The organism is Cellulomonas sp. P5_C6 (assembly GCF_054049635.1).
Window position 1 is genome coordinate 1 of record NZ_JBFULZ010000113.1, and the last position, 13,124, is coordinate 13,124.

The window sequence follows — 13,124 nt, forward strand, 5'->3', positions numbered from 1 at the left end:
CCGCCGACCCCGGTCCCCGCGCCGCCCGTGCCGACGCCTCCCATCCCCACGCCGCCGCCGGTCCCCGACCCCGGCCCGCTCCCGGCTCCGCCCGCGCCCGCACCGCAGCCGTGACCACGGTGCCGTCGTGCTGTCCCTCGCGCCGCCCTATCCCGTCGTGGACGGGTACGCCCTGCTGCCCGACCACGCCGACCCCGGCCTCTGGTACGTCCTGCCGTCCGCACCGCAGCTCGCGGTGCACGACGGCATCCCCGCCCTCTCGCTGACGCAGTACCTGGGCGGCGGCACGGGCGCCGCCACGGTGTCCGGCGGGATCCTGTCGCTCACCACGCAGCTGATGGTGCCGCCCGACGTGCTCGAGGCCCTGCCCGCTCGACTCGCGGACGTGCGCGGGGTCCACGGCACCGGGCTGCGCGTGGTGCCCGCGCCGCTGGAGACCGGCTCGGTCGAGCTGGTGGTCCTCGGGCAGACGAGCACGCCCCCGAAGGAGGGGTCGGCAGCGCCCGGCGGCACGTTCGACGTCCGGTTCGCCGGCGGCGGCCGCCCGTCGATGGGCGCGACGATGGACGCCACGTTCCAGCTGGTGCTCAACGAGGCGGCGGCGGAGATGATCGGCGCCTGCCTCGACCTGCCCGAGCAGCCCGTCATCGTCACGTACGCGATGACGTTCGCGGCCCTCCGCCCGGCGTTCACCATCGACATCCACGCCGACTGGGCGAAGGTCTACTCGTCGCTGAAGACCAAGCTGACGACCAACGCCTGGTACGTCGCCGCCGACGTCGAGACCGCGATCTCGAAGGCGTTCGAGGACTCGGGCATCCGGATCGACACCGTGGTCGAGGGCACGGGCGAGGGCGCCGCCGCGGCCGCGGAGCGGACCCGCACCCAGCTCACCGACTGGGTGCTGGACAAGCTGTTCCAGCCGATGATCCCGCCGCCCAGCACGGGCGAGCAGATCGCCGCGGTGGTCGACGACGTGGTGTCCAGCCTGAGCCGCGCGATCATCCCGGGGGCGTCGTTCCGGCTCAAGGAGGTCGACGAGAGCTCGGTCCGGCGCATGGACCTGCGCGCCCGCGAGCGCGTCGCCGAGGTCCGGGACCTGCGGCCGCAGGGCACGCTGGGCGGCCTGCTGAACGCGCTGCGGCTGGACGAGAAGGGCAAGGTCCGCCCGACCTGGCCCGCCGTGCGGCAGCACCTGGTGCAGGAGGTGGAGCTCAGCGGGTTCCCGCGGCTCGAGGTGGGCGTGGAGGTGGTGGACCGGTTCGCCTCCGACCGCCTGCGGTCGGTGCAGGTCGAGGTCGCGCGCACGCCGCTGGATGCCGCTGCGCAGCCGACGGTCGATGCCGAGCTGACGTTCACGGCCCCCGGGCAGCACAAGGACTGGGTGGTGAACCTGCTCGAGGAGGCGCAGCGCGAGACGGTGTGGGACCGCCCGTACGTCTACCGCGTGTCCGCCGACTTCGACCCGTCCTCGCCGGTGCGCCCGCCCGGCGCTGCGGTCTCGGCCTGGCGCACCCGGCAGTCGACGGACCTGGTGGTGGACCCGCGCGAGGCGTACGCGGTGACCGACGTGACGGTGACCGTGGCGCCCCTGTTCTCGTTCGCGCTCTTCCCGGCGGTGACCGTCGAGCTGCACCCGGGGTCGGCGTCGGACGCCCCGGCGACAGCCCGCGTGCAGCTCGACGCGCAGAACCCCCTGCAGCACTGGCTCTTCGCGTCGCTGCCCGACGACGTGAGCTACTCCTGGCGCACCACCTACCACCGCCCGCAGGAGGCCGGCGGTGACGTGGTCTCGCCGTGGTCGTCGGCGATCGAGCCGTTCTGCTCGCTGCCCGACCCGATGCCCGAGAAGCTCACGGTCACGTTCTTCGTCGACCTGCCCTGGGCCGAGCTCGCCGCTGCCCTGCTGCAGGTCCGGTACGAGGACGAGGCCGCCAGGGTGCGGTACCCGGAGGAGACGATCCGGCTGGGCGCGGACACCCCGAACATCAGCCGCACGTACTCGATCACCGCCGGCGGGTCGCGGTCGGTGGCGTACCGGCTGACCCTGCAGCCCCTGGTCGGCGCCCTGGTGGACGGGTCCTGGCGGGCGGCGACGGACGACCGCGTGATCGTGGACCGCCGGCTGGTCGAGGAGCGCCAGGTCGTGGTCAAGGTGCTGGGCACGCTGGCGGAGCGCAAGCTGCTCCGGGCCGCCCTCCGGCTGGAGGTGCGCGACCCGGTGGACCAGCACGTGTGCGCCTCGGCGGACGTCACCCTCGTGCCCGGCACCGAGCAGTCGGCGGCGACGCCGTTCGTGTACCGGCTGGGCGACCCACCGGTGCGCCAGGTGTGGTGGCAGCTGACCACCGTCGACTCCAACGGCTTCGTGTCCGTGCAGCCGTGGGGGTCCGGCACGAGCGACCTGCTCGTCGTCGACGTCCGCTCCGCGACGGTGAGCGGGTGACCCGGTGCTGAGCCTCGAGAAGCCGCCGACGAGCGTCGGCAACCTCACCGTCTTCGCGGACCACGCCGACCCCGCGCAGTTCTACTACGCCGCCCCCGAGCCGACGATCGCGCGCACCGGCGGCCAGCCGATGTTCGACCTGTTCACGTACGCCGTCGAGCTGGCGCAGTCCCCGCTGAAGGGCACGACGATCCCGGCGGAGCTGGGCGCCGGGTTCCTCACCATGGGCGTCGAGTGCACGCTGACCACCGCCCAGCACGCCGCCGCCGTGCAGAAGCTGGCCGGCCTGCTCGACCGCGACCCGGACACCGTCTCCCTGTCCGCCATCCCCTACGTCCGGGGGTCCGTCTCGGTCATCGCGCTCGACCTGGCGACGGTCGTCCCGCCCGGCGGCCCGACGATCACCCCGGGCCGGCCACGGTTCGTCGAGAGCATGGTGGGCGGCGGGACGCCGTCCCTGCTGGGCGGGCTGCGCTCGATCTTCTCGTTCGGCCTGAGCCAGGACGGCGCCACCTTCCTCGAGGCGCTGTTCGCGGACGGCGCGGCACCGATCGGCGTGGTCTACGACCTCACGTTCCTCGGGCTGCGGCCCAGCGTGCAGGCGCACGTGCACGCCGACGTCTCGCAGGTCTACCGCGAGCTCGGCGGCTCCGCGTCGGTGGGCTGCCCGTACATCCGTGCCGAGGTCGAGGGGACGCTGAGCGACCTGGTGCAGAAGGGCGTCGTGACCGTCGAGCTCACGTCGCAGGCCATGGGCGAGGAGGCGCAGCGGAGCAAGGAGCTGGCGCTGTCCCTGTTCAAGGACAAGATCATCCAGGAGCTCTACCAGCCGTCCCCGGGCATCCCGAACCTCACGATGCCCGCCATCCCCGGGATGCCGCCCGCGCAGGCACCGAAGACCTCGATCGTCACCCTGTCCCTCAAGGCGAAGAAGGCGGAGGAGCTGCGGGTCGTCGACTACGACTTCTCCGAGCGCTCGCCCGAGGAGCGCACGCACGCGCCGCAGGGGTTCCTGGCCACGCTGCTGACCAAGGAGGAGGTGGCCGCGCGGACGCACAAGGTGGACCTGGCCAGCGACTTCTTCGAGCTGCTCGAGGTGCTGGTCACGGGCCCGTCGGCCGAGGAGATGGCGGCGCTGTCCCTGACCAGCGTGACGGTGGACCTGGTGTACGGGAAGCCCGGCGGCGCGGTCCCGCCGGAGACGGGCAGCCTCGTGTTCCGCCCGGGAGGGCCGACGGACCTGACCTGGGCGGTGCGACGCAAGGGCCGCCCGACGCTGTCGTACACCGCGGCCGTCACGTACGAGTTCACGCGGTCCGGGTCGGTGGACGCCACGTCGCTCACGTACTCGACGGGTCGGCGGCCCGAGAGCGGACGCACCCTGTCCGTCCGGCCGTACGACGACCTCGGCGTGCTCGACGTCGAGGTGGACACCGGCCACCTGGGCTCCGGCGTGCAGGACGTGGACGTGACGCTCGACTACCTCGACAAGGCGACCGGGTTCACCGCCCACCAGCAGATGCGCCTCGCGGTGGACCCCGTCACGCCTCTCGAGCAGCGCCGCTGGCAGGTCCGCACCGGCCCGGACGCCGACCGGCACTACACGGCCGCGGCGGTGCTCACGTTCGACGACGCCAGCGCGCTCACGCTGCCGCCCGTGGTCACGGACGACTCCCTGCTGCGGGTGGACGGTCCGTTCCACGGCACGAGGTCGCTGCTCGTCCAGCCGAACGTCACCACGGAGGACGTCTCCTCGGTGACCGTCGAGGTCACCTACGACGACGACGCCGCCGGGTACCACCGCCGATTCACGCGCACGCTCGGCCCCACTCCCCTGCCGCCGCCCGTCGACGGTCAGGCCGCGCCGCCCCCCGTCCCCGTCGCGCTGCGCTGGCAGCCGGTCACCCTGAGCTGGCCGGTGCTCGACGCGGCCGCGCAGGAGATCCGGTACCGCGTGACCACCGCGGCGGGGGGCGTCATCGACACCACCGACTGGGAGAAGACCACCGACCCGTCGATCCTGGTGGGCAGCACCGGCAGCCGGATGCGGACCGTCGAGGTGCGCCTGGTCGGTCCCCCGCTCGCCGAGGCCGGGCTGGACGCGGTCCAGGTGCGCGTGGCCGTCGCCGGCGCCCCGGACGACACCGCCGCCAGCGCATTCTTCGACCCCACCACGGCGGTCGCGCAGACGCTCAGCCTCGCCGCCGGCCCGGACGCACCGGCGGGCTTCCGCTCGCAGACCACGAGCTTCCGGGCCGACGGCACCCAACGCCAGTCCGCCTGGACCGACAGCACCGGACCGTTCATCGCGGTCTCCACCCGCACGGTCTGACCCAAGGAGAGACGCCATGCTGAACCTCGAGAGCAGGATGGAGATCCTCGGCATCACGGTGCTCGCGGACGCCGACAACCCCAAGGCCTTCTACTACCTGCCGGCCAACCCGCACATCAGCCGCGACGCCAACGGCCCGCTGTTCGACCTCTACGCGTTCCGCAAGGGCGGCGACGCCTCCGAGGCCTACGCGGGCGGGTTCCTCGCGATGACGGTCGACGTGGGCCTGGGCGGCCTGTACGGCTCGATCCTGTCCAAGCTCAGGGCCCGCGCGGGCGACGACGTGACCCTGACCAGCGTGCCGTACTCCAGCGGGACCGTCCGGGTGGTCGGCCTCCAGCCGGGCGCCGCGGCCGCGCCGGGAGCGCCCGTCGCCGCCGGACCCCGGTTCGTCGAGGAGGTCATGAGCTCCGGCACCGCCTCGCTGGACGGTGACAACCGGTCGATCATCTCGATGAGCCTGACCGAGGACGGCGCCGCGTTCTTCCTCGGCGTGCTCGGCTCCACCGCCAATGCCCTGCCGATCGGCGTCGTCTACGACCTCGAGTACGTCGGTCTGCTGCCCGCCTACAGCCTGAGCATCACCATCGACATGAAGTCGTCGTACGAGTTCATGGAGAAGCGGTTCACGGCCGGCACCGTCTTCTTCAAGGCCGACATCGACTCGATCACCGAGGAGCTCACCAAGAACCAGAGCATCACGATCAAGGAGACGGCCCGGCTGCTCGAGATGTCGACGCCCGAGGGCATGGCCGCCCGCCAGCGGCAGATCGCGGACCTCGTCGCGACGCTGTGCAGCGGCGCCCTGTTCCAGCCGACCCTGGTGCCCGGACAGCCCGCCGTCGCCGGCAACCTCATGGTGGCCACGCAGCCGAACCCGCCCCTGTCGACGACAGGAACGACGACGGGAACGACGACCGGAACGACGACGGGGACGACGACCACGGGCACGACCGGCACCACCACCGGCACCACGGGAACCACCACCGGCACCACGGGAACCACCACCACCGGGACGACCACCACCGGCACGACGACCGGAACGACCACCGGCACGACCGGGACGACGACCGGCACCACCACGGGGACAACCGGTACCACCACCGGCACGACGGGAACGACCACGGGCACGACCGGCACCACGGGGACCACCGGCACCCCGACCGGCACCACGACTGCGACCACCACGCCGAAGAAGGAGGACCCGCCGCCCCCGCTCGAGGACCACTCGGCCACCCCGACGACGACCACGGCGACCACCAAGCCCGCGACCACCACCACGCAGCCGGTCACCAAGCCCGCCACGACGACCACCCAGCCGGCGACGACCAAGCCGGGCACCCAGCAGACCGCCACCACGCCGGGCACGCAGGCGCCGGCGTCGGGCGCCACGGAGGTCTGGGACAAGATGGGCCGCCCGCAGGTGGCCTTCGCCATGAAGTCGGTCAGCCAGACGGAACGCAAGACGATCACCTACAACCTCGAGCAGGTCACCGCGCAGGCCCGGCACGTGGCCCCGCAGGGTCACCTGGGGACCATGGGCAGCCTGGGCGAGCTGGCACAGCGGGTGCACGTCATCGACCTGAACAACCCGTTCTTCGAGCGGCTGCCCATCCACGTCGACTGCGCGGACGTCGACTTCGCGGCGCAGGGCGTCAACCAGATGACGGTCGAGATCCGGTACGGCCAACGGCCCGACGGCACCAAGCCGAAGGACACCGCGTCGGCGATCTTGCGGACGTCGACGGACGTCAAGGACCTCGAGTTCTTCGTGGACGACAAGCGCGACCTGTCGTACGAGTACCGGCTGATCATCGACTACAAGGCGGACTTCGGCGTGGGCGTGCGCCAGACGCACGTCGAAGGGCCGTGGACCACGACCGAGCTGCGCAGCCTGTCCGTGCATCCCCGCTGGCTCGGCGTCATGGTCCCCGCGATGGTGCAGCTGGCGCCCAACACCCCCGACGACATCACGGAGGTCCAGGTGGCCGTCCGCTACCAACGGCCGGACGCGGGGGTCGACGACGGCGCGCAGATCCGGCTGGGCCCCGACCACCGCAGCGAGCTGGTGAACCTGCGGCTCGTCGCGGCCGGCGACCAGGTCACGTTCACGCCCACGGTCTTCTACGCGGACGGCTCCCGCGAGGACCTCGCGCCCGTCGTCCTGCCGAACTCGCAGGCCGAGGACGCGCTGGTGGTCGCCGTGCCGAAGGCCGACCGGGTGGACGGCGACGTCATCCTGGTCGACGCCCTCGGCGAGCTCGCGCGCGTCGTCGTGGACCTGCAGGTGGCGCAGAAAGGCAAGGTCGTCGAGTCGACGAGCCTCGAGCTCTCCGGCGCGGCCGGCCGCACGCCCTGGTCGGTCAGGCTGCCCGAGCGGGACGTCCCGGCGACCGTCCGCTGGCGCCAGCGCCTCACGTACGCGGACGGCGGGGTCGAGACCGGCGAGTGGGTGGACGCCACGACCCCGGCGATCGTCGCCGGCATCCCGGCCGAGGGCGTGCTCAAGGTGGACGTCCGGTACATCGGCCCGCTGCCCTCCCAGCTGGGCCTGGCCGGGGTCGTCGTCGCCCTCTCCTACGCCGACCCGGGCGGCGACGCGGCGTTCACGCAGAACGAGTCGCTGTTCTTCGACGACGCCGCCGCGGCCCAGCCGCAGGAGTGGCGGGCCCGGCTCAAGGACCGCTCCGCGCGCCGGTACAGCTGGTCGGTGACCTCGCTGCTCGCGGACGGCTCACAGGACTCCACGAAGCCCGCGACCGCCGACCAGGACCAGCTGTTCGTCGTCCCCCCGGCACCCAAGGTCCCGGTGACTCCGGTACCTCCGGTGACTCCGGTGGCGACGCCCACGCCGGTCGCGCCCCAGCCCGTGCCGCCGGACCCGGGCGGCACGCCGTGATCGACCTGGCCGCACCGCTCCTGGTGCCGGGCGCGGTCCGGGCGTGGCGCGACGACACCGACGCCGGCCGGGTCTGGGCGTGCGCCGCCGGGCCGCGGTGGGTGGTCGCCCCCGACGGCGGACCGGACGTCTCGCTGGTCCTGTACCGCCGCGGAACGGGACCCGTCGAGGGCGGCACCGCGACCCTCGGCGTCGACCTGGCGCTCACCGCCGCGGAGCGGGACGCCGTCGTCCGCGCGGCCACCCCGCCGGCCACCCGCGAGAGGCCGACCCCGCCGCCGCCGGTCCTCGCGCCGCCGGAGTGGCTGACCGGCACGGTCCGCATCGACCTCGCCGACGGGGTCACCGCCTCGACGGCACCCTCCCTGCTCGGGGACAACCGCGCGACCGTCGTGCTCACGCTCGACGCCACGTCGGCACCCGCCGTCGCCGCCGCCTGGGCCGCCGACCTGCCCGACGCGCACGCGGTCGCCGACCTGCAGGTCCGGGCGGTCCGGCGCTCGTCGGCCACGGCGTCCGGGCCCACGGTCACCGTCGCCGTGGACGTCGCCCATAGCACCGAGGAGCACCTGACGCTCGAGTCCGACCTGCACCTTCCGGCCGCCGCGCGTATCTCCCGCCTGTCCGACATCCACCTCTAGGCATCACAGCTCCGAGAGGACCCGCACCATGCTCAGCTTCTACGACAGCCTCACCGTCCCCGGCCTGGAGAGCGTCACCGTCTACCGCGACGACGAGGACGCGTGCCGCTTCTACGTCATGCCGTCCACGCCGCGCATGGCCCGGGACGACCAGGGGCAGCTCTTGCTGCAGCTGATGATCTACGCGCGYAACGTGGACACCCTGCCGCCGGAGGAGCTCGAGGCGCAGCGCGGCTGGATCGCGGCGTCCGTCGAGCTGCGGCTGACCGATGCGGAGATGGACCAGGTCCGGGCGTACCYCAAGGACGTCATCAACACCGGTCGGTTCCTGTGGTTCGCGCGCTTCTACTCGCTCGACCTCTCGCCGCGGGAGCCGAAGATCACGCTGCCCGCCGAGTGGATCTCGGGCGACGTCGCGCTCTCGATGCCCTCGCCGGGGGGCTCCAGCACCATCACGACGTCGAAGCCCTCGCTCATCGGGACCAACGTGGCCACCCTGGCCGGGGACCTGAGCCAGGACGCGTCCGAGCTGGCCCGGCAGGGGGTGCTCAAGGGCGGCCTGCCGATGGCCGTGAACTACACCAACCTCACGTTCGCGGCGCGCATCCCGTCGATCACGGTGCGCATCCACGGCGACCGCAGCTCGTTCATGCGCGAGGCGATCAACCGCTACCAGAACGTGCACGTCGAGCACACACGCACGACCGACGAGTACCTGGGCGGCCTCATCACCTTCACCTACGACTACTACCGGCGCTGGACGACGCCGGGGGTCACGATCACGCAGTTCCAGAACGACACGCAGTCCATCACGCTCGACATCGACGACTCGGACTTCCGGACCGACCCGGACTCGGTGGCCATCCGCGCCAAGTTCGAGGAGATGGCGATCAAGATCTTCACCGAGTCCGTGGTGCCGTCGATCATGAAGGGCGCCGAGGAGCAGATCAAGGCGGCCCGAGAGGCGATGGCCAAGGGCCAGGACCCCACCAAGCCGCCGCCGGAGATCTCCTGGCAGGAGATCACCTCGACCGTCACCGGCACGGTCGACATCACGTTCTCCAAGTCGGCCGTGGTGCAGATCGCCAAGAACCCGAACGGCGCGCTGGCCAAGGACCTGACGCCCGAGGAGATCACCAAGGCCGTCACGTACCTCGACCTGAGCGACCCGTACTTCAAGGAGCTCTTCCTGCGGGTGCACGCCAACGTCAACTTCGAGCAGGACCCGGTCTACGGGCTCAAGGTCAACGTCGAGTACGACCAGCAGGACGACCAGATCCCTCGGCCCGTGAAGGGCGCGAAGTCGATGCTGTTCACCACCGCCGACGAGGTGAAGACGTTCCGCCAGATCCTCGCGCGCGGGGCCGACGGCAAGACCAAGGACGAGTACCGGTACTTCTCCGAGATCATCTACAAGGAGACCGGGCAGACCATCCGCGTGCCCGCCACCGGCTTCCTGCCTGGCACCGGCAGCGAGCTGATCATCAGCTACCGCTCGCTCGGCTTCGTCAAGGTCGGCGTCACGCTCGGGCCGCAGCCGGCCGAGGTGGTGTCCGTGCGGATCGCGTTCACGTACCCGCGCTCGACGGCCCAGTCGGCCAGCCAGACGATCGAGCTCACGCCCGCGTCCCCGACCGGCCGGTACTTCACGTACACGGGCCACGACGGCGACCCCGACCCGTACACCTACGCGGTGACGTACGTGCTCGCCGACGGCCAGCAGATGGACGTCGCCCCGCAGACCGGGCGCTCGGAGGTGCTCTCGATCGGCAACCCGTTCGAGGGCCGGACCACCGCGACGTTCGTGGCGCAGGGCGACTTCTCGGTAGTGGACAAGGTCATCGTCGACGCCTCCTACGACGACGCCGACCACGACCTGCGCCTCACGCACCACGCCGAGCTCGCCACCAACGCCGCGTCCGACGCCTGGTCCGTCGCGCTGCGCGACCCCGCGAAGACGGCCTTCAGCTACCGCACGACCGTCCTGTTCAAGAACGGCTCGAGCGAGCAGCACGGCCCGACGCCGGCCGTGCTCGGCGAGACGGTGCTGGTCGGCGTCGGGGCGACCGCGGCGCTCGAGGTCATGCTGGTGCCCAACATCGACGACCGGACGTACTCCTCGGCGATCGTGCAGATGGAGTACCACGACCCTGCCGGCGGCACGCAGACGCAGAGCTACCAGCTGACCAACGCCTCACCGCCGCCCGTGTTCCGGGTGCTGCTCAAGGACGCCGCGGCCCGGTCCTACCGCTACCGCATCCAGCTGCTCGCGCTGGGCAACGGGCAGCCGTGGGACTCGGGCTGGAAGGACGGCACCGACAGTGTGCTGCTGGTCCGGGCCGACGCCGCCGCCACGCCGCCTCCGGTCACGCCCGCTCCGCCGGCCGGTCCGGCCGTGCCCGGTCCGGGGACCGTCACCCCGCCGACCCCGGTGGCTTGAGCCGTGGCCGACAACACGATGGCGATCGCCGGACTGTCCGGCGAGACGTGGCAGCTGGCCCGGTCGCAGACCATCGCGACCTCGGTCAGGCTCTCGATGCTCCAGCACGCGGCGCTCGTCGTCGGCGGGGGCGGCCCCACGTTCGCCGCCGGCCAGGAGCCCGTGCTCGACGGCACCGCGTACACGGCGACCGACGGCACGGTCTACTTCCGGCCCGAGCTGATGGTGGCGCCCCGGCAGAGCGGCCTGCACGTCGGCCCGGACGTCTGGTTCCTCAAGAACGACGCCGGCGAGTTCAGCCTCCAGTGGACGCTGTCGACGGCGCCGTTCGCCGCGAACCCCGCGGCCGTCCCGCTGCCGTTCACGATCACCGGGGTCCACATGACGTGGGGGCAGGGCTCGTTCGACTTCGCGTCGCCCGGGCTCGAACCGGTCGCCGGGGTGGGCTACCTGGTCCACGGCGGGGCCGGGCCGCTCCTGCGCGCGCAGGCGAACGCGTTCGAGGCGGCGCTGAGCCAGACGGGCTCGGGCTGCCAGCTCGAGGTGACGTACACCTACGACTACACGGTCCAGGTGCCGGTCGACGACGGGCAGTCGCCCACCGGTCCGGTGTTCGACGGTCCGATCGTCCGCGACCACCGCCACCACGTGCTCGACGACGCCGTCGTCCGCGACCACCGGTTCGGGGAACGCGTGCAGCTGTCCCCCCAGGCCGACCTCCAGCCCCTCGACGTCTCGGCGGCCGTCGTCGCGGCCGACGTGCCCATCGCCTCGATCACCCGCCGGTTCGACTCGCGCATCAGCGAGGTGCTCGCGGGCCAGGACCTCACGGCCATCATCGCCGCGCAACAGACCACCTCCGAGAACCGCACGCAGACGGTCGTCCGCCGCGTCCCGTTCGTGTTCGACCCGCACGACGAGCAGAACGCGGCGATCTATCACGCCCTGCACGGGGTGCCGGACCTGACCGACGAGTGGGTGCGCGGCGAGGCGGGCTGGATGCGCGGATCGGGGCAGGACAACACCGTGTTCCGGCTGCCCGACGACCTGCGCCTGGCCTGGGACGCGGAGCTCGGCGGCCCGCACATGATCCCGACCCTGCACCGCACGCCCGCCGGCGACATGCGCGTCCGCCTCCTGCTGCGACTGGCGCCGTGGCACGACGCCCGCAAGCTGGCCACGCTGCGCAAGCTGATCGACAAGCCGGCCGCGACCGTCCTCATCGGCGAGGTGGACAAGTCGATGCTGCGCATGGGCGGCTCGTTCCCGGAGGAGCTCACGGTCGTCGGGAACGCGGACGCCCCCGCGCCCCTGACGGGCCTGGACCTCACGCTCGACCTGTCGCTCGCGTACTACCAGCTGTTCTGCGAGCAGATCACGACCCCGATCGGTGTGCCCGGCACGGTCGACGTCGTCCTGGCGACGGCCCCGCCGGCGACCGAGGGGGCGCAGGCCTCGGTGCAGGCCACGACCGTCGCCGTCCAGCTGCGACTGGACCATGTGGACGACCTGCCGTGCACCGTCGCGCTTCCCGCGGTCTCGTCGCCGCGCACCGTCACGGTGACCAACACGTCGGGCGTGGACATCACGGTGGGTGGCGCCGAGGTCACGCTCCTGCAGATCGACGAGGAGTCCGTGAGCCCGATCGACACGTGCCCGGCCCGCTGCACGGCGACGTTCCCGCTGACCATCCCGAGCACCGGGTCCGTCGAGGTGTCGATCGAGCCCGTGGACGACGCCGCGACGCCCGACGCCGCGATGATCTGGAACGGGGTGCTGTTCGAGCTGGTCGACAAGCGCCTGATCACCACGCCCGACCAGATGCTCAAGCACGTGCACGAGCTCGCCGGCGCCTCGGACACGAGCCGCGACCTGAACGTCACGTCGCCCGTGTTCGCCACGGCCACGCTGCCGGACCGCTGGAAGACGCTGGTCAGCATCGAGGTCGAGGTCACCCCGCCCGGGGCTGCGCCGACGTCCGTGGTGCTCAGCCCGACCGCCCCGACCAAGACCATCGCCGCTCGGATCACGCTGCAGGACGTGGCCGCCGGGGCGCCCGGCGGCATCACGTCCGTCGGCTTCCGCGTCCGCAACAACTACGCCGACCACCAGGGCCAGTGGACGGAGAGCCAGCAGCAGTCGGGCACGGACCTCGTCGTCTACCCGAACGCCACGCCGGGCGACTGAGGTGYCGGCCGTCGACGTGACGGTCAGCGCGGCCGTGCGTCGCCTCGCCCAGCTCGCGCACCGCCTCGGCACGTGGACCGACTTCTGGCTCGACCCGGGTCCGTCCTCGTCGTGGGTCACCGGCTACGTCGGCCTGGCGCTGGCCCACGCGGCCGACGACGACCGGCTCCACGCCGACG

General features: G+C 72.3%; 6 protein-coding genes. All 6 read left to right on the forward strand.

Annotation, left to right across the window (positions count from 1 at the left end; genetic code table 11):
- Window positions 1–127 precede the first annotated feature (127 nt).
- From ACXJKG_RS13325 to ACXJKG_RS13350, 6 genes are read left to right on the forward strand one after another with little or no spacing between them, the layout of a single operon-like run.
- Complete coding sequence (locus ACXJKG_RS13325) at window positions 128–2,446, forward strand: hypothetical protein (protein ID WP_456846235.1); 2,319 nt, start codon at window positions 128–130, stop codon at window positions 2,444–2,446.
- Window positions 2,447–2,450: 4 nt separating this feature from the next.
- Entirely contained in the window at window positions 2,451–4,778 is a 2,328-nt protein-coding gene (locus ACXJKG_RS13330) for a hypothetical protein (protein WP_456846236.1), read from the forward strand.
- Between the two features lie 16 nt (window positions 4,779–4,794).
- Entirely contained in the window at window positions 4,795–7,677 is a 2,883-nt protein-coding gene (locus tag ACXJKG_RS13335) for a hypothetical protein (protein WP_456846237.1), read from the forward strand.
- The gene (locus ACXJKG_RS13340; RefSeq protein ID WP_456846238.1) at window positions 7,674–8,318 is read left to right on the forward strand and encodes a hypothetical protein; all 645 of its coding nucleotides are present in this window, start codon (window positions 7,674–7,676) and stop codon (window positions 8,316–8,318) included. Before ACXJKG_RS13335 ends, ACXJKG_RS13340 begins: the two co-directional genes overlap by 4 nt.
- A gap of 28 nt (window positions 8,319–8,346) precedes the next feature.
- Complete coding sequence (locus ACXJKG_RS13345) at window positions 8,347–10,758, forward strand: hypothetical protein (protein WP_456846239.1); 2,412 nt, start codon at window positions 8,347–8,349, stop codon at window positions 10,756–10,758.
- A gap of 3 nt (window positions 10,759–10,761) precedes the next feature.
- Window positions 10,762–12,945: a hypothetical protein gene (locus ACXJKG_RS13350; protein ID WP_456846240.1), complete on the forward strand. Its 2,184-nt coding sequence runs from the start codon at window positions 10,762–10,764 to the stop codon at window positions 12,943–12,945.
- Window positions 12,946–13,124: the final 179 nt, after the last annotated feature.